The organism is Pseudomonas sp. CCC3.1, assembly GCF_034347405.1.
Classification (GTDB): Bacteria; Pseudomonadota; Gammaproteobacteria; order Pseudomonadales; family Pseudomonadaceae; genus Aquipseudomonas.
This window is the reverse complement of record NZ_CP133778.1, coordinates 984360-1001669: the sequence shown is the minus strand read 5'-3', so window position 1 is coordinate 1001669 and position 17310 is coordinate 984360. Positions and strand designations below refer to the sequence as shown.

Here is a 17310-nt window from a genome sequence, read left to right as displayed (position 1 = left end):
ACCGCCCCCTTGTAGGAGCGAGCTCGTCTCGCGAGCTTTTGATCCTTTAAAAGATCGCGAGGCAATCGAGCGTCGACCGGCTGCTCCTACAGGAGATCGAGTTACCCGCCCAACTCTGCCGATATGCGTTGCGCTGCTTGGGTAATGACCGGGATCAACCCGGTCATTTTCTCCAGTGACAGGTAAGGCACGGTGCTGGCAATGCTGATAGCCGCCACGATTTTGCGGCTGGCATCACGGATGGGCGCGGCCACGCACCGGATCGACGGTTCGTTGTCTTCCAGATCGAACGCATAACCGCCAGCCACGTAGCTGCGCATCCGCTGCTCAAACACTTCCCACGTCACTTCCTGATGATCCGGCCACAGCGGATTTTTGCCGCCCACAGGATGACTCTTCTCATACAAACGGCGCCATTCACCCAACGGCGAATCCAGCAACATGGCTTTGCCGATCCCGGTGCGCGCCAACGGCATTCTATGCCCTACCCGCGAACGCATTTCCGGGCCATTGCGCCCCGGATTTTTGTGCAGGTACAGCACTTCATCGCCTTCGCGCACGGCCAAGTGAATGGTGTCACCGGTCAAGCCCGACAACTGGTCCAGGTATGGCCCGGCCAGAGTCACCAGCGGCAGTTCTTCACGGGCCTGAAAACCCAACTCGATCAGTTTCGGTCCCAGCAGGTAACCCACCTGCGGCAACACCCGCAGGTAACGTTCATCGACCAGGCAACTGGCCAGCCGATGCGTGGTGCTGCGCGTGGTGCCGATGGCACGGGAGATGTCTTTGAGGTCACGCGCGCCATTGGCCACAGCGTGTACAACGGCCAGCCCGCGCAACAGGGTTTGGGTGCCGGTAGGTGCGGTTTTCGAAGCGTCGTCCTGCATAGCCAGCCTTTGCATAGAAGGGAGAGAACCGGGCGGCATTATGGTCGCCCGGCTGTCTGGCGGCTACAGCTCGATGCGCTCTACTTTGCCCACCAGCAAGATGTAGGACAACGCCCCCAGCAACGCCAACACCGAAATGTAGGTGATGGCCGGGGCAAACGAGTCACCGCTGGCCAAAAAGCCAATCACAATCGGCGTGGCAATCGCCGACAAGTTACCGATGAAATTGAACACCCCACCCGTCAGGCCCAGCAATCGGGCCGGGGCCAGGGTCGACACCAGCGACCACGTGATCGAGGCCAGACCGTTGCCGAAAAACGCCAAGGCCAGAAACGCAATCACCAGCGGCGTCGACTCGACAAAGTTGGCGCCAATGATCGAGGTCGAAATCAACAGCCCGCCAATGATCGGCAACTTGCGGGCAAAACCCACCGAATAGCCGCGACGAATCAGCCAGTCAGAGAAGAACCCCGAGCACAACACGCCGACAAACGCCGCCAGAAATGGCAACGATGCCAACAGACCGGACTTGATGAAGTCCATGCCGCGATATTTGACCAGATACGTCGGGAACCAGGTCAGGAAGAACCACAACGTGGAGTTCAGGCAGAACTGCCCCAGGTAAATGCCCCACAACTTGCGCTTGCTGAGCACGATACCCAAGTCCAACCAACTGAACGGGGCTTTACGCTTGGCGGTCTGGCTTTGAATATCCACCAGTCCGCCACCTTCGGCGACCAGGTCGATTTCGGCCTGTCGCGGTACACCGTCGCGGTACACCGCGTACCAGATTCCGGCCCAGATAATGCCCACTGCACCGGTGCAGATAAACACCATATGCCAGCCCCACTGGTGTTGCAGCCATGCCAGCACCGGAGTCAGAAACGCCAACCCGACAAATTGCCCGGAGGTGTAAAAACCAATGGCGGTGGCCCGCTCACGCTCAGGGAACCAGGTGGTCACCACGCGGCTATTGATGGGATACGCCGGGGCCTCCAACGCACCGACCGCCATGCGCAGCACGAACAGCGCAATAAAGCTGGCGGCAAACCCGAGCATGACCGTGGCCAACGACCACAGCAGCAACGCCACGCTATAGAGAATGCGCGGCGGCACGCGGTCCACCAGCCAACCACCGGGGATTTGCATGGCGGCGTAGGTCCAGCCGAATGCCGAGAAGATCAGCCCGACGTGAATCGGATCAATCCCCAGATCGCTGGTCAGCGCGGGGGCGGCGATCGACAGGTTGCTGCGGTCCAGGTAGTTGATCACTACGGTGATAAACAGCAGAACCATGATGAAAAAACGCTTGCGACTCGGCGCCACCAAGGACGCAGACGCGACAGTGCTAGTCATGAGACATGCCTCTTTTTTATGGTTATTGAGGTCGAAGCTGAATCCGTAGTCGCTGCCGCAGGCTGCGAGGGGGGCTGCGGGGAGCTGAAGGAAACGGGTTGCTACGCAACCCTTCGCAGCCTTCGGCAGCGACTACGCCGTGGTGAGCGGACTCACCATTCGGCAAAGCTGCCATCGGCATGGCGCCAGATCGGGTTACGCCAGCGATGACCGACGATCGCGCGCTCACGCACGTATTCTTCGTTGATCTCGATGCCCAGGCCCGGGCCGTTGGGGATTTTGACGTAGCCTTTGTCGTAGTCGAACACAGCCGGATCCTTGACGTAGTCCAGCAGGTCATTGCTTTCGTTGTAGTGGATCCCCAGGCTTTGCTCCTGGATGAAGGCGTTGTAACAAACCGCGTCCAGTTGCAGGCACGCGGCCAGTGCAATCGGCCCCAACGGGCAATGCAAAGCCAGCGCAACGTCATAGGCTTCGGCCATGTTGGCGATTTTGCGGGTTTCAGTGATGCCGCCTGCGTGGGACGCATCGGGCTGAATGATGTCGACATAGCCTTCGCTGAGCACACGCTTGAAGTCCCAGCGCGAGAACAATCGCTCGCCCAGGGCAATCGGGGTGCTGGTCAACGGCGCCAGCTCTTTAAGCGCTTCGTAGTTTTCGCTGAGCACCGGCTCTTCGATAAACATCAGCTTGTACGGGTCCAACTCTTTCATCAGCACTTTGGCCATCGGCTTGTGCACACGGCCGTGGAAGTCCACGCCAATGCCCACGTTCGGCCCCACTGCATCACGCACGGCCGCCACGTTGGCCAGCGCGAGGTCGACTTTTTCAAAGCTGTCGACAAATTGCAGCTCTTCGGTGCCGTTCATTTTGACCGCTGTAAAACCACGGCTCACCGCCTCTTTAGCGGCTTTGGCGGTGTCGGCCGGACGGTCGCCGCCGATCCAGGAGTACACGCGAATCTTGTCGCGCACCTGGCCACCCAGCAGATCACTGACCGAAACGCCCAGTGCCTTGCCCTTGATGTCCCACAACGCCTGATCAATACCCGCCAGCGCGCTCATGTGCACGGCGCCGCCCCGGTAGAAACCGCCGCGATAGAGCACGGTCCAGATATCTTCGATGTTGCGCGGGTCTTTGCCGATCAAATAATCCGACAGTTCATCCACGGCAGCGGCCACGGTGTGGGCACGCCCTTCAACCACGGGCTCGCCCCAGCCGGTCACACCTTCATCGGTTTCAATCTTCAGGAACAACCAGCGCGGCGGAACCAGGTACGTTGTGAGCTTGGTAATTTTCATCGTTTTGTCTCTCTTGTTCGATGGGGGCGCAAGCGCCAATCAATCAGCCTGACGCCCTGCATCCCAGGCGTGCACATAGGCCTTGGCGCGAACCGCCACGTCTTGAGGGCTCATACCGGGCTTGAACAGCCCCGAACCCAAACCAAAACCGGACACGCCTGCATCAAGAAATACCTGCATGTTGTCCGGGGTAATCCCGCCGACCGGGATCAATAAGGTTCCAGCCGGCAACACTGCAAGCCAGGCCTTGACCACGGCCGGGCCCATTTGCTCGGCCGGGAACATTTTCAGCACGTGCGCCCCTTCCGCCAGCGCCGCAAAAGCTTCGGTTGGCGTGGCGACGCCCGGCGACAGGTACAACCCGGCGGCCTTGGCGGCACGCAAGACCTTCGCGTCGCTGTGGGGCATCACAATCACCTGCCCGCCTGCGGCCTTGACCTGCTCCACCTGCTCAGGCGTTAGCACGGTGCCCGCTCCCACCAGACAATCGGCGGGCAAGCTGTCACGCAAAATACGAATGCTGTCGTAAGGCTGTGGAGAGTTGAGCGGGACTTCGAGGATTCGAAAACCGGCGTCGTACAACTCTTTGCCGATGGCCTGCGCCTCTTGCGGATGTAAACCACGAAGAATCGCGATCAGTCCATTCTTTGCCAGTGCTTGCTTGAGCATCTCAGCCCTCCGTTTGCATGTGGTGGAGCAACCCGGCGGCGTGGGCCAGGTGCCATAAACCCTGTTCGGTGGCCTGTTCTGCCAGACGCACGTCAGCGAAGCCGCAAGCATCCAGCGCCCGCCGGTAACGCTCACAGAGCTGGGAATTGCCAATCAGAATGATCGCGGGCAACGGCTGGTCGCCTCGGCGTTGGCGCAGCACTCGGCCCAAGGCAGACAGTTCGTGACCGATCAACAGGCCAGAGACGTAATCGGGTTGCTGCGTGGGCGTCAGCTGTCCGGTCAGCCCGAGCGTACGGGCGCTGAACAATGTCGATAGCGGCCCGAGTTGCCCGTCGGGCGACAGTGCCACGTGCACGCCACGCTCGAACGCGGCGCCATCAAATTGGCCGGAGTGCTGCTGGGTGCGCCCCAGAATGGTGTGTTCACATGCGGCAGCGTACAACTCGCCGGTCATGAAGGTATCGAAATGCACCAGGCAGCCGTCTTGCACCTGCACCCATTTGGAATGGCTACCGGGCAAGCCGATCAGGCAGTCATTGAGGTGCGGCTGGCTTTGCATCACGCCCAGCACTTGGGTTTCTTCGCCCCGCATCACGTTGGGCAAGGCCGAGCGCTGAATCACCCCTGGCACGATGTGCACATCCACCCCGCGCACGCTGCGCACGGTTTGCAACGCGGTGCTCAACGCATTGAGGCTGGCCGGAGTGTCGCGATAAGGGGCCTCGCGCCAGCCTTGGGCGCTGCCGACCATGCCACAGGCAATCACCGGGATGCCGGGGTTGGCGTCTAGCCAGTCGCCGCACGCCTCGTCGAATGCCAGCTCAAAGCCGTCAGCGCAGGGCTGACCTGCCACCTGGCGAGGCGTCGTCGGCAACTGCATGATCCCGCACGCCAGCGAGCGCCTGTTGTGCACCTGCCCTGCGGGACCGAGTAAATAAGCACGAAGGGAAGTTGTTCCCCAATCGAGCGCGATCAATTGCGCCTGCATCGCTTCACCTGTTTTGTTTTTAGCAGTGAATGCTGTGAATCAGTGCGGGCGACTATAAACCTGAGCGGATATAAATCTCAATATATAAATTCAACTCCCATATATTGGGATTTTATAACGAGCATGACGTTTTTAGGCGCGAGCTTGCGCGCGATCTTCTAAAGATCAAAAGATCGCGAGACAAGCTCGCTCCTATGTATGGACTCGCCCCCACTGTCAACCCGCTTTTTCCCACTGATACCCGGCTGCATCTATGTATAAGGCCTATTTTGGGAAGCCATAATCGGCTTCTGGCCAACATTTTATGAGCTCGCGATATGCCAATTACAGTTAGGCCTCAAGGGCCGGTAGGAGCGCAGGCATAAATTCGCGACGGTCTGACCTGTGATCAATGTTCTTAAGCATGGGTTGGAGCGGTTTACACCCCGGTGGCAGAACTCTTTAGATCCTTAACTCATCGCTGCCTCCTGGCCGTTGCTCACTTGGCGGCGATACGTTTGGTCGTTTTGTAACAGCACCCAGATGATGCGCAAGTTTCGGTTGGCTAACCGAACGGCCGCCTCTTTGCGACCCAACTTTGATACCCAGCGTTGCAAGCGCCGGTCATCTGGATCCTCTGAATCAGTGCGTACCTGTCTCAACACCGCGTGAGCGCCCTGAATCGCCAAGCTTCGCAAGTAGGCATCGCCATGCTTGCTCATCTTGCCCAATCGGACTTTCTCGCCGCTGCTGTGCTGCTTGGGCACCAAGCCGAAGTAAGCAGCGAACTGCCGCGCGTTGGCAAAGCGCTCAGGTTCGGTTTGTTTAGCGATCACTGCTGTAGAAATAATTGGGCCGATACCGCGTACGGTCATCAGCCGTTTGGCTGTTTCGTCATTTTTTGCCGCTGTTTCCAGTCGACCGGTCAGTACATTGATGCGCTCGCCCAACTGACTCCATTCGCCCAGCAACTCATCTATCAATTCGCGTAACAGATCAGGCAATGGTTGGCTGGCATCTTCCAGAATCCGGGGGATAACCTGGCTGATTGCTGCTTCGCCCTGCGCCATGGCAAGACCATGCTCTAGCAACAGGCCGCGCATCTGATTACTCATTGCTGTGCGACGGCGCACGTAACCTTGCCGGACACGATGAAGAGCTTGCATGGCCAAGGCAGCAGCACTCTTGACCGGTACCGACGAGATATTGATATCTCGCCCTGCGCGCAAGATAGCCAGTGCATCGTTGCGATCGTTCTTGGGTCCGCTGCGGTGATTGGCGACATGCTGGGCTGGCAATATCCGGACAGGATTGCCTTGGGTTTTCAGCAATTGCGCCCATGCCTGAGCCCCCGGACCTGTCTCCACCAACACGGTTACGCTTGTTGGCAATTTCCGAAGAAATGCATGAAAGGCCTCACGTGAATTGATGCGCTCCTCATACACCGTTAGGCCAAAGGCATCCTGGCCAGCCACCTGGAAGACCCTTTTAGCCAGGTCTACGGCGATGACGGTGCATTTCGAAACATCGGTTGGCATGGACTGATTGGTCGTCGTATTCTTTTTCATGGACTCGCCCTCGCTGTCGTTGGCTTCTAATAGAATGCCACCGTGGCGCACAGACGCCTCGGCTTGGGCGAGTCCATGTAATTACACGGAAAATGGGTGTTTGTTAGACCGGCTCTGGGCCGATGAGGAAGAATTCGCCGCTGCTCCACACGCCTAGCCAGGCTTGGCCGTCGAGGGTCCGCGATACGGCCAGTTCGATCAGTTGGTAGAACACGTTGCGATGGATCAGCGCTTCAAGGTTGCGGCGCACCAGCAGGTAAGGCGCCGGCTCTTGAGTGTCAGGGTCGATCACTACGCGCAAAGGATGCTCGCTGTCGGCGGCGATCTGTTCATCCACGTTAGTGGTAAACCGCAGCACTTGCTGTTCGCCCTGCCCTTCAACCTCCAACGTCACGGCGACAAACGGTGCGTCATCGACTGTGATCCCGACTTTTTCCACCGGCGTGATCAAAAAGTAATCATCGCCATCGCGGCGAATGATGGTCGAAAACAGTTTGACCATTGGCTTGCGCCCAATCGGCGTGCCCATGTAGTACCAAGTGCCATCACGGGCGATGCGCATGTCGATGTCGCCGCAAAACGCCGTGTCCCACAGATGAACCGGTGGCAGCCCCTTGTCGGCTTTGGGGATTTGCGCCAACAGGTTACTGACGTCTACCGGCTCACTCATGCTGCTCTCCTCGACTTATTGATCGCTCAAGCCTATCAAGCTGCGCGCGTACTTAGCCAGCGGCGGGCCAATCAGGTCGGCGGGCTTGTTGTCATGGAACGTCAGCAAACCGCCACGACTGCGGATGGTTGCCGTGTCGATCAGGTATTGGGTGCTGGTTTCGATGAGCATCACCTGAATCACCCCGCTGTCGATGCCCAGGCGACTGACGTCTTCCTGGTCGAGCCATTCGTCGCTGTTGCCAATGCGATCATCGGCCCGCGCAAAACGGGTGTACAGCAAGTAATGCGCACCAAAACCACGGGCTTCGGCCATCGCCTGATCAAGCCCTAGCGGCGCCTTGGCCCTGCGCACCATCGGGAAGTATTCGACAAAGCCGTTAAACGCTTCTTCGGCCACAATATTGGGCCGCACGTCAGGGTCGCCGATAGGGGCAAAAGGCCCTTGGGCGATGTAGATAAAGGAGTCAGGCTGGATACGCAGCGAGTTCGTGCGCCGCGTGTTGCTGTGATCGAGCAGACCGGCGTCGCTCATTTGATAGCGAGCGCCCTCTCCCATATCGCTGACCGTCATACAACCGCCCAGCGCTAAAAAAGCCAGCACCCCAAACAGACTACGCATCCCATTCTCCCGATGGCCGGCGACAGAAAACCGGCGAATAGTCGCGTGATGCAGTTTGCGCGCCAATTTGACTCTGAAGGTAGCGCACAGCTTTTGTGGGAGCCTGGCTTGCCAGCGATACAAGCGATGCAGTTTTTCGGTTAAACCGCGTCGACACCATCGCGGGCAAGCCCGCTTGTGTCTTACGTCGGGATTAGACTGAGGATGAGAGCGGTGAGTGGCAAGCTGAATGCCTGGAGTGCTTAAAGCACGTGTGGGAGCCAACGCTGCCACTCACCTCTCCACTCTGGTTATTGAGCCCGAACAGTTGAACGAGCCCACCTCGAACAGTTACAAGCGCGGGCCAAACCAGAGCGCTCTCATCTTGAGTGTAAGAGGGTTTGGCCATGTTTTCCTATCCTGCAGGGATTGATGTTTCCAAAGACAGCCTTGAAGTTCGGGTTAATCTGCTAGAGGTCGGGGTGAGTTGCCCCAATGCCGAAAGTGATTTCCCCGGGTTGATTGGGTGGTTGTTACTTCACCAAGTCGGCCGCGTTTTGCTTGAAGCTACCGGCGGTTATGAGCGCAATGTGATGAAGGCGCTTCAGACCGCAGGACTTGAAGTCATACGGATCAACCCGTGCCGTGCCAAAAGCTTTGCCAAGGCCATGGGGCAACAAGCCAAAACCGATCCGATAGATGCACGTTTTCTTGCGCAGTTTGCAGCCGTCATCAAAGCCCCTGGCGCCCGAATCACAAGTTCCGAGCAAGATAACTTGCGTGCGCTGGTCCAGCAGCGGGAACACTTTGTTCAGCAAATGGATGACGATAAGCGCAGGCTCAAAACGGCCTCATCCGACGTCGTCAAACCAGCGCTGCAAAGTCATATCGACTACCTGTGCAAGGCCATTAAAGCGATAGAAGTACTCATTAGTGAGTGCGCCGAAAGCCTGGACAGTGAAAAAACCGCTCGTTTGCGCTCAGTGAAAGGTATAGGGCTGATTACAGCGGCCAGTTTAATGTCCTATCTACCGGAGCTGGGCGAAGTTGGCAGGCGTCAGATTGCTGCGTTGGCGGGCATCGCCCCTTACAACGACGACAGTGGTAGACACCAAGGTAAGCGTCATATCAGCGGCGGCAGGTTCGCAGTACGCAGGTCGTTGTATATGAGTTGTTGGTCCGTGATTCGGTATCAGCCTGAGTTCAGCGCCCGATACAAGGCGCTGCGCGAGAAAGGCAAATGCGCCAAAGTCGCGCTCATCGCCTGTATGCGGGTCTTGCTGATACGTCTAAACGCGATGATCCGTGATGGATCTGAATGGAAGGAACACGTCGTCTGAACGGGACGGCAATACCTTCTTCAGACAGCTGCACGGTTAGATACTGTGGGAGCTTTGCTGCCTCTGAGTTGGGCGACTCAATAAAAGTCGCCAAGACAGTTGCTCCCACAGTGTTAACCGCCGATGATTTTCATCACGGTGGCGCCGCCTGAGAACGCAACGTCCTGTTTGTCACTCAAGGCTTTCATCAACAGCCCTTGAAGCGCCGGCAAGGCCTCATGACGCGGCTTGTTCAGCAGATCGCCCACATAGTGGCGATTGCTCGACGACAAACAGCCATGCAGCCAGCCGGTCGAGGACAAACGCAAACGCGAGCATGTTCGGCAAAACGGCACGCTTTCGTTGGCAATGACGCCAAAATAGCCGTGATCCGGTATGTGATAACGCACCGCCGTGGTATCTATTGGCGCGTCGGCTTGCAGGTATTCGTAGCGCTCGCCAATCAACGACAACAGCTGTTGCAGGCTGACAAACTGTTGCAGGAAAGCATTGTTGTCGCTGGCCAGGTGCCCCATGCGCATCAGTTCGATAAACCGCAGTTCGTAGCCGCGCTCCAAGCAGAACGCCAGCAACGGCATGACCTGATCAAGGTTTTGCCCGCGCAGCGGCACCATGTTGACCTTGATTTTCATCCCGGCGGCACTGGCTTGCCGCATGCCGTCCAGCACCGTCGGCAAATCGCCGCCGCGGGCGATGCTGCGAAACGCTGCCGGGTCGAGGGTATCAAGGGACACGTTGAGCCGACGAATGCCAGCATCGAGCAACAGCGGCAATTTGCGCGCAAGCAACTGACCGTTGGTCGTCAGGCTGATATCACTCAACCCCAACTGCCCGACGTCACGCATAAAGGTTTCAAGTTTTGGACTGACCAGCGGCTCACCGCCGGTGATGCGCAAGCGCTCGATCCCAGCCGCCTCAATCAGGTAAGCCACCCCGCGCACCATGGCCTCAGCCGATAGCTCGTCCTGCGCCGCCACCAGCCGCTTGCCGTTGGGCACGCAGTAGGTGCAGGCGTAGTTACAGGCAGACGTCAGACTGATGCGCAAATTGCGAAAGCGTCTGCCTTGGCGGTCAACAATCATGGATAACTCCGGCGCGAGGGGCACAGGCCGCACCAGAACCTGACTCACGCATCACGTTCTGGCAGGGCCCAAGCCTGAGTATAGGCCGCACAGCAATCGGCTCCGCAGGAAAACCTACTCGACCGCCGGCGTATCAGTGTCGCGCTTGCGCTTGTTGCCCATGCGCACACCGATGTCCATCAGGAACTGGAAGAAACCTTCCTGATCTTCCAGCACATTGCTCCAGAACGGCGAGTGATACAGCGCCACAGCACCGTGTACCAACGCCCAGGCAGCGCAATAGTGGAAGTAAGGCGGCACGTCTTCAAGCTTGCCTTCACTGATCCGGCCCTTGATCAACAGGGTCAGGCGCTCAAAGTTGGAGGCGCGGATTTTATGCAGCTCTTCAACCAGCTCAGGCACTTGATTGCCTTTGACGACCTTCTCTTCCAGGCGATCAAACAAGCGATAACGCTGAGGGTCGCGCATGCGAAATTCAAAGTAGGCGCGTGACAGCGCTTCTTTGTCTTTATCAACGTCAGCGGAATGCAGCAGCGCGTTCAAGTCACGCTCATAGTCGAGCATCAGGCGCAGGTAGATCTCGGCCTTGGACTTGAAGTGCTTGTAGATCGTGCCTTTGCCAATACCCACGGCATCAGCAATCATCTCGACGGTGACACTGTCTTCACCTTCTTCGAGGAACAGCTTGAGCGCGGTATCGAGAATTTCTTGCTCGCGGCGACGAAACTCACGGACCTTACGGGGTTCTTTGTGCATAAGAAAAGGTCTGTAGGGGTCAAAATAGAAGCGGAGTATTATGCATTAGTCACGCTAAATTGCACGGACCATCCTGCACGCCGATCTTTACCGATCAATTCAGATGAACAGATTGAGCACTCAAACGAATCACGCGTATTCCAAATCTGTTTAAAAAACGATCAATCGGCCACTGGACGTTCGACAAAGCTGACCAATACTTAGGGGGTCGGCGTTACATCCCCCCCAAGTGCCACGCCGACGATTAAGGCAGCATTGGATGTGTGCCTTTGTTTTACTCCTAATGGTCTTGACCCGGATTCCCCAGATTCCGGGTTTTTTTTGCCCGGCGCTAATGCCGAGGTCAACTGGATCTACTGTAGGAGCAAGCTTGCCTCGCGATCTTTTGATCGTTTAAAAGATCGCGAGGCAAGCTCGCTCCTACAGGGCAGGGTTAGGCTTTAACACGGGCCAGCGGAAACAGACGCTTGAAGTTTTCAGTGGTCTGTTCGGCAAAACGCTCGTAGGACTCGCCGCGAAGCATGGCCAGAAACTCTGCCACTTCACGCACGTATTGCGGCAGATTCGACTTGCCGCGATAGGGAATCGGGGCCAGATAAGGCGAGTCGGTTTCGACCAGCAGGCGGTCAGCCGGAACCTTGCTGGCCACATCACGCAGGGCATCGGCGTTGCGGAAGGTCACAATCCCCGACAGCGAGATGTAATAGCCCATGTCCAGCGCCGCCTTGGCCATGTCCCAATCTTCAGTGAAGCAGTGCAGCACGCCAGCCTGGGGCAGCGCCGCTTCACGCAGCAAGGCCAGGGTATCGGCGCGGGCGCCACGGGTGTGGATCACCACAGGCTTGCCAGTCTGCTGGGCCGCCTCCAGATGAACCCGAAACGACAGTTGCTGCAACTCGGCCGCTTCGGGCTCGTAGTGATAGTCCAGACCGGTTTCACCAATCGCAACCACCTGCGGGTGGTTCAATTCGCCCAGCAACCAGTCCAGCGCAGGCGCGGCGCCGGGCTGAACGTCCAGCGGGTGAACCCCCACCGAACAATCCACATCGCTATAGCGCTCGGTCAGGGTTTTGACGTCAGCGGCGTTGTCAGCACTCACGCCAATGCACAGGAAATGTCCGACACCGCGCTGACGGGCAGCGTCAAGGGCGGCGTCCAGCGAGCCGTCATGGGCGTTCAGATCAAGACGATCGAGGTGGCAATGAGAGTCAACCAACATACAAAATTTACCTACGTGTTTTTTAGCAAAGAGCACATTTCAGTTATATCAGCGCTGGCCGGGCAGGCTTGCCCATTGCACCAGTAACGCTTCGACCAACAAATCACGATTAAGGTTGGCTTTGCTCAAGACTTTCTGGCGCTGGGCAAGTATCCAGTCCTGAATAGTCAGAACCTTGTCTTGCGGGGCCTTCTGCGCCAGGTATTGCAGTACTTTGCGCATGTCCTCCAGCCCGAGACCGTTTTCGTCCTCAGTCAGTTGATAACGCAGGAGCAGGCTCGACCAATCGCAAAACCAGTCAAACAGCAACAACAGCGGGATAGCTTTCCAGCTTTCAGTCAATTGACTGGCTGACAGCTCGCGCTTGAGCAGCTTTTTAACGCCTTCCACCACTGCTGCACGCTGTTCGCGCACGCCCTGCGTCTGCAATTTGACGGCAGCCAACGGCGAACCCGCGGCCAGTGTCAGCAATTGCACGCGCTCCTCCGCGCTGCACTCAGGCAAAGCCTTGGCCAGCCATTCCAGGCTCATGGCTTCGCAGGGCAACGGGCAGGCCTGCTGTACGCAGCGGCTGCGAATGGTCGGCAACAAACGGCTCGATTGGTGGCTGACCAGGAGCAACACCGTGTCACCGGAGGGCTCTTCAAGGCTTTTGAGCAGTGCGTTGGCCGCGTTGATGTTCATCGACTCGACCGGCTCGACCAGCACCACCTTGCGCCCGCCCAACTGGGCGGTTTGCACCACAAAGCTGACCAGATCACGGACCTGATCGACCTTGATCGCCTTGTCGGCCTCTTCGGGCTCCAGGATGTAGTTGTCGGGATGGCTGCCTGCGGCCAGCAGCGAGCAAGACTTGCAACTGCCGCAGGCCTCAAGCCCGACCGGCGATTTGCACAGCAGGCGGGCCATCAGGCGCTCGGCCAGCGCCCGCTTGCCAATGCCCGCAGGCCCATGCAGCAAATACGCGTGCGCATGCTGCGCGCGGCCCGCCAACTGCTGCCACAGGCCGTCCTGCCACGGATAGGCTTCAGCCACGGTACAGTTCCAGCAATTGCGGCAGCAACGTGTCGAGCTGCACCTGAACGTTCTCCAGCGATTGCGCCGCATCGATCAAGCGATAGCGCTCGGGGGACGCTTCAGCCCGCTTGAGGTACGTGCTGCGCACGGCATCAAAGAAGGTGCGGCCTTCCTGCTCAAAACGATCCAACCGCCCACGGGCGCTGGCACGCGCCATTCCCACTTCAATCGGCAGGTCAAACACCAGGGTCAAATCAGGGCGCAACGGGCCCTGAACAAAGGTTTCCAGTGTGGCGATGCGCTCTTGAGACAAGCCTCGACCGCCGCCCTGATACGCGTAAGTAGCATCGGTAAAGCGATCACACAACACCACCGCACCCCGCGCCAGCGCCGGGCGAATCACGTGTGCCAAATGCTGGGCACGGGCTGCAAACACCAGCAGCAACTCGGTATCGGCGCACATGGTCTCGTCACTTGGCGCCAACAGCAATTCGCGGATCCGCTCAGCCAGCGGCGTGCCGCCGGGTTCGCGGGTCAACACCACGTCGATACCCGCCGCGCGCAGACGCTCGGCCAGGTATTCGCGATTGGTGCTCTTGCCCGCGCCTTCGGGGCCTTCCAGGGTAATAAACAAGCCAGTCACAGGCAGCAATCCTTAATCAGTGTCATTGCGGGCTTGGCACGTCGGCCGGAGCAGGCACAGGCTCAGCAGCCGGTTCTGCCGCGGGCGTCGGTGCAGGGCTTGAGCGGTAATCAGCCCGGCGTTTGATCTGGAACTCGCGCACCGCATTGTTGTGCGCGTCCAGGTTATCGGAAAACGTGTGGCTGCCATCGCCCTTGGCCACAAAGTACAGGCTGGTGCCGCTCACCGGGTGCAAGGCGGCATGAATCGCTTCACGCCCTACCATCGCGATCGGGGTCGGCGGCAAGCCGGGAATGGTGTAAGTGTTGTAGGGCGTAGGCTCGCGCAAATGGGCCCGGGTCAGTTTGCCGTTGTAGCGCTCGCCCAGACCATAGATCACAGTCGGATCGGTTTGCAGGGGCATGCCGATTTTCATCCGACGCACAAAGACCCCAGCAATTTGCCCTCGCTCTTGTGGCACGCCGGTTTCTTTTTCGACCAGCGAGGCCATGATCAGCGCTTGATACGGATCGGCATAGGGCACTTCAGGGTCGCGCTGCTCCCACTCCTGCGCCAAGACTTTTTCCAGGCGGTCGTAGGCTTTTTCCAGCAACTGGGCATCGGTCATGCCGCGCACGAAACGATAGGTATCAGGAAAAAAGCGGCCTTCGGGAAATTCACCCGGATGCCCCAGCTTTGCCATGACTTCGCTGTCGCTCAGTCCATCCAGGGTCTGCTCGATTTTTTCATGCTTGGCCAATGCGCTGCGCACCTGCCGAAAATTCCAGCCTTCGACCAAGGTCAGGCTGTATTGCACCACGTCGCCCCGCTGCCACAGACCAATCAGGTCTTGCGCAGTCATGCCGGGGGTCATGCGGTATTCGCCACTGTGCAGGGGCTGGCCATCTAGATTGAATCGCCAGTACAGGCGCAGCCAGAACGCATCTTGCAGCGTGTCGTTAGCCTCTAGACGATTAAATGTACCGGTCGGGGTAGCACCTGCCGGAACGTCGAGCAGTTGCTCTTGCGTCAGGTTAAGCGGTTGCTCCAGTGCCGAATTGAGCTTCCAGGCACTAACGCCCAGCACCAAGCCCGCCAGCACCAGACCCATCTCCAGCAGCACCAAGAATTTACGTTTCACGAATCAAACATCCAATAGGGCGCGAGCAATGCCTTGCAGTTTACGGGTGAGCGGCCCCACCGGCCAGCTCAGGTCTGCAAACGCGCGCACGGGCCAAATGCCATACACGCTGTTGCAGAGGAAGAGTTCATCGGCCTGCTGCAGCTGCGCAAGGCTGATGTCAGTGACTTGATACGCAATTGCCAGACGCTCGGCCTCAGCCAGCAGCGCAGCACGCATCACACCGGCCACACCGCAACGCTGCAGATCCGCCGTGATCAACACCCCGTCACGCACCAAAAACAGGTTACTGAACACCCCTTCAATCACCCGCCCGGAGGTATCGCGCATCAAGCCCTCGGCATAGGCCGGGTCTTGCCATTCGGAGCGCGCAATGACTTGTTCAAGGCGATTAAGGTGTTTGAGCCCCGCCAGCAGCGGCTGCTCGGCTAAACGCGTGGCGCAGTCAAACAGCTGAACCCCGTGCAAGGCGTAGGCCTGCGGGTAAGCAGTGGCAGGGCTGGCTTGAAGAATTCGTCGAGGCTGAGCCTCTGGAGAAACGCTGTAACCACGCTGGCTGTCGCCACGGGTCAGGATGAGCTTGAGGACGCCCTCGCCCATCGCTTGCGCATAGGCCAGCAATTCGCTGCGGATCAAGGCGTGATCCGCAACAATCGCCAGCCGGGAGCAACCGAGCGCCAGACGCTGCACGTGCAGGTCCAGCAGCAGCGGTTGGCCAGCACTGACCGCGATGGTCTCGAACAGACCATCGCCGTAGGCCAGCCCACGGTCTTTAAGCGACGCCAAGGCGCTCGCGGGCTGACCGTCGACCCAGCTTTGCATCAGTCGGCGTACCGGCGGAAAACCAGCGAACCGTTGGTACCACCAAAACCGAAGGAGTTGGACAACACCACATCAATCGGCATTTCGCGGGCGGTGTGCGCCACGAAGTCCAGATCACAGCCTTCATCCGGCTCATCGAGGTTGATGGTCGGCGGAGCTACCTGGCTGTTGATGGCCAGCACGCTGAAGATCGCCTCAACCGCACCCGCTGCACCCAACAAGTGACCGGTCATGGACTTGGTCGAACTCACAGCCAGCTTGTAGGCGTGGTCGCCAAACACCGACTTGATCGCTGACACTTCAGCCAGGTCGCCTGCAGGCGTCGAGGTGCCGTGCGCGTTGATGTACTGCACTTGATCAGCGTTCACTTTGGCGTCACGCAAGGCATTGACGATGCAGCGAGCGGCACCCGCGCCATCAGCCGGAGGCGACGTCATGTGGAACGCATCACCGCTCATGCCAAAGCCAATCAGCTCGGCATAGATGGTGGCACCACGCGCCTTGGCGTGCTCAAGCTCTTCAAGCACCAGCGCACCGGCACCATCAGACAGTACAAAGCCATCACGGCCTTTATCCCACGGACGGCTGGCCCGGGTCGGGTCGTCGTTGCGCGTCGACAGTGCACGCGAGGCGCCAAAGCCGCCCATGCCCAGACCGCAGGCTGCCATTTCGGCGCCACCGGCAATCATCACGTCCGCTTCGCCATAAGCGATGTTGCGCGCCGCCATGCCGATGCAGTGCGTACCCGTGGTACACGCTGTGGCGATGGCGTAGTTAGGCCCCTGTGTACCCAAGTGGATAGACAGAAAACCGGAAATCATATTGATGATCGAGCCTGGCACGAAGAACGGGGAAATCCGTCGCGGGCCTTGCTCGTGCAAGGTACGGCTGGTTTCTTCGATATTGGTCAGACCGCCAATACCTGAACCCATCGCCACACCAATACGCTCACGATTGGCATCGGTCACTTCAAGCCCGGCGTTACGCACCGCCTGAAAGCCAGCTGCCAAACCGTACTGAATAAACAGGTCAAGTTTGCGGGCCTCTTTGACGGAGAGGTAATCCTCAACGTTAAAGCCCTGAACCGAGCCGCCAAATCGGGTGGAATAGGCAGAAAGATCCGTGTGTTCGATCAGACCAATACCACTTTGGCCTGCCAGAATGCCTTGCCAGGTGCTTGGTACATCTGCCCCCAGTGGCGACAACATCCCCATACCGGTGACTACGACGCGTCTACGCGACACAGCACTCTCCTTTATTCTATTGACGACACTTTGCAGCACGCCTAAA

The 17310-nt window shown here is 58.5% G+C and carries 17 protein-coding genes; 1 reads left to right on the top strand and 16 read right to left on the bottom strand.

Features of this window, described 5'->3' with window-relative positions; all coding sequences use genetic code 11:
- Window positions 1–101 precede the first annotated feature (101 nt).
- The 8 genes from RHM56_RS04580 to RHM56_RS04545 form a co-directional block, all read right to left on the bottom strand.
- Entirely contained in the window at window positions 102–887 is a 786-nt protein-coding gene (locus tag RHM56_RS04580; protein WP_322239021.1) for an IclR family transcriptional regulator, read from the bottom strand.
- A 63-nt stretch (window positions 888–950) separates the two neighbouring features.
- On the bottom strand, window positions 951–2243 hold the full coding sequence (locus RHM56_RS04575; protein ID WP_322239019.1) for an MFS transporter: 1293 nt from the start codon (window positions 2241–2243) through the stop codon (window positions 951–953).
- 152 nt (window positions 2244–2395) lie between these two features.
- A complete protein-coding gene (gene dgoD / locus RHM56_RS04570) occupies window positions 2396–3544 on the bottom strand; it encodes a galactonate dehydratase (protein ID WP_322239017.1) in 1149 nt (382 codons plus the stop codon).
- A gap of 39 nt (window positions 3545–3583) precedes the next feature.
- A complete protein-coding gene (locus tag RHM56_RS04565) occupies window positions 3584–4213 on the bottom strand; it encodes a 2-dehydro-3-deoxy-6-phosphogalactonate aldolase (protein ID WP_322239015.1) in 630 nt (209 codons plus the stop codon).
- 1 nt (window position 4214) lies between these two features.
- Window positions 4215–5204: a 2-dehydro-3-deoxygalactonokinase gene (locus tag RHM56_RS04560; RefSeq protein WP_322239013.1), complete on the bottom strand. Its 990-nt coding sequence runs from the start codon at window positions 5202–5204 to the stop codon at window positions 4215–4217.
- A gap of 449 nt (window positions 5205–5653) precedes the next feature.
- Window positions 5654–6721, bottom strand: coding sequence for an IS110 family transposase (locus RHM56_RS04555; RefSeq protein ID WP_322241702.1), 1068 nt, complete (start codon window positions 6719–6721; stop codon window positions 5654–5656).
- A gap of 133 nt (window positions 6722–6854) precedes the next feature.
- The gene (locus RHM56_RS04550) at window positions 6855–7421 is read right to left on the bottom strand and encodes a DUF1285 domain-containing protein (RefSeq protein WP_322239011.1); all 567 of its coding nucleotides are present in this window, start codon (window positions 7419–7421) and stop codon (window positions 6855–6857) included.
- A gap of 15 nt (window positions 7422–7436) precedes the next feature.
- Window positions 7437–8042, bottom strand: coding sequence for a DUF4823 domain-containing protein (locus tag RHM56_RS04545; protein ID WP_322239009.1), 606 nt, complete (start codon window positions 8040–8042; stop codon window positions 7437–7439).
- Window positions 8043–8428: 386 nt separating this feature from the next.
- Between RHM56_RS04545 and RHM56_RS04540 the strand changes: the two genes are divergently transcribed.
- Window positions 8429–9361 carry a transposase gene (locus RHM56_RS04540; protein ID WP_322238760.1) on the top strand — a complete coding sequence of 311 codons (933 nt, stop codon included), beginning with the start codon at window positions 8429–8431 and terminating at the stop codon, window positions 9359–9361.
- Between the two features lie 113 nt (window positions 9362–9474).
- Here the strand turns inward: RHM56_RS04540 and RHM56_RS04535 are convergent, their stop codons facing one another.
- The 8 genes from RHM56_RS04535 to fabF form a co-directional block, all read right to left on the bottom strand.
- Entirely contained in the window at window positions 9475–10443 is a 969-nt protein-coding gene (locus RHM56_RS04535) for a GTP 3',8-cyclase MoaA (protein WP_322239006.1), read from the bottom strand.
- A gap of 114 nt (window positions 10444–10557) precedes the next feature.
- The gene (locus tag RHM56_RS04530; RefSeq protein WP_322239004.1) at window positions 10558–11199 is read right to left on the bottom strand and encodes a TetR/AcrR family transcriptional regulator; all 642 of its coding nucleotides are present in this window, start codon (window positions 11197–11199) and stop codon (window positions 10558–10560) included.
- Between the two features lie 433 nt (window positions 11200–11632).
- Complete coding sequence (locus tag RHM56_RS04525; protein WP_322239002.1) at window positions 11633–12418, bottom strand: TatD family hydrolase; 786 nt, start codon at window positions 12416–12418, stop codon at window positions 11633–11635.
- A gap of 48 nt (window positions 12419–12466) precedes the next feature.
- Entirely contained in the window at window positions 12467–13453 is a 987-nt protein-coding gene (locus RHM56_RS04520; protein ID WP_322239000.1) for a DNA polymerase III subunit delta', read from the bottom strand.
- The gene (tmk, locus tag RHM56_RS04515; RefSeq protein ID WP_322238998.1) at window positions 13446–14078 is read right to left on the bottom strand and encodes a dTMP kinase; all 633 of its coding nucleotides are present in this window, start codon (window positions 14076–14078) and stop codon (window positions 13446–13448) included. The genes RHM56_RS04520 and tmk overlap by 8 nt, the downstream gene beginning before the upstream one ends.
- 22 nt (window positions 14079–14100) lie before the next feature.
- A complete protein-coding gene (mltG, locus tag RHM56_RS04510; protein WP_322238996.1) occupies window positions 14101–15198 on the bottom strand; it encodes an endolytic transglycosylase MltG in 1098 nt (365 codons plus the stop codon).
- A 3-nt stretch (window positions 15199–15201) separates the two neighbouring features.
- On the bottom strand, window positions 15202–16020 hold the full coding sequence (gene pabC, locus RHM56_RS04505) for an aminodeoxychorismate lyase (protein WP_322238994.1): 819 nt from the start codon (window positions 16018–16020) through the stop codon (window positions 15202–15204).
- Complete coding sequence (gene fabF, locus RHM56_RS04500) at window positions 16020–17264, bottom strand: beta-ketoacyl-ACP synthase II (RefSeq protein WP_322238992.1); 1245 nt, start codon at window positions 17262–17264, stop codon at window positions 16020–16022. Before fabF ends, pabC begins: the two co-directional genes overlap by 1 nt.
- Window positions 17265–17310 lie beyond the last annotated feature (46 nt).

What these genes read in the sequence shown, in the direction of transcription:
- RHM56_RS04550 (WP_322239011.1), bottom strand. Translation starts at nt 7,421, where the DNA reads ATGAGTGAGCCGGTAGACGTCAGTAACCTGTTGGCGCAAATCCCCAAA.
- RHM56_RS04545 (WP_322239009.1), bottom strand. Translation starts at nt 8,042, where the DNA reads ATGCGTAGTCTGTTTGGGGTGCTGGCTTTTTTAGCGCTGGGCGGTTGT.
- RHM56_RS04565 (WP_322239015.1), bottom strand. Translation starts at nt 4,213, where the DNA reads ATGCTCAAGCAAGCACTGGCAAAGAATGGACTGATCGCGATTCTTCGT.
- RHM56_RS04580 (WP_322239021.1), bottom strand. Translation starts at nt 887, where the DNA reads ATGCAGGACGACGCTTCGAAAACCGCACCTACCGGCACCCAAACCCTG.
- RHM56_RS04530 (WP_322239004.1), bottom strand. Translation starts at nt 11,199, where the DNA reads ATGCACAAAGAACCCCGTAAGGTCCGTGAGTTTCGTCGCCGCGAGCAA.
- pabC (WP_322238994.1), bottom strand. Translation starts at nt 16,020, where the DNA reads ATGCAAAGCTGGGTCGACGGTCAGCCCGCGAGCGCCTTGGCGTCGCTT.
- RHM56_RS04535 (WP_322239006.1), bottom strand. Translation starts at nt 10,443, where the DNA reads ATGATTGTTGACCGCCAAGGCAGACGCTTTCGCAATTTGCGCATCAGT.
- RHM56_RS04540 (WP_322238760.1), top strand. Translation starts at nt 8,429, where the DNA reads ATGTTTTCCTATCCTGCAGGGATTGATGTTTCCAAAGACAGCCTTGAA.
- dgoD (WP_322239017.1), bottom strand. Translation starts at nt 3,544, where the DNA reads ATGAAAATTACCAAGCTCACAACGTACCTGGTTCCGCCGCGCTGGTTG.
- RHM56_RS04555 (WP_322241702.1), bottom strand. Translation starts at nt 6,721, where the DNA reads ATGCCAACCGATGTTTCGAAATGCACCGTCATCGCCGTAGACCTGGCT.
- RHM56_RS04525 (WP_322239002.1), bottom strand. Translation starts at nt 12,418, where the DNA reads ATGTTGGTTGACTCTCATTGCCACCTCGATCGTCTTGATCTGAACGCC.
- RHM56_RS04560 (WP_322239013.1), bottom strand. Translation starts at nt 5,204, where the DNA reads ATGCAGGCGCAATTGATCGCGCTCGATTGGGGAACAACTTCCCTTCGT.
- RHM56_RS04575 (WP_322239019.1), bottom strand. Translation starts at nt 2,243, where the DNA reads ATGACTAGCACTGTCGCGTCTGCGTCCTTGGTGGCGCCGAGTCGCAAG.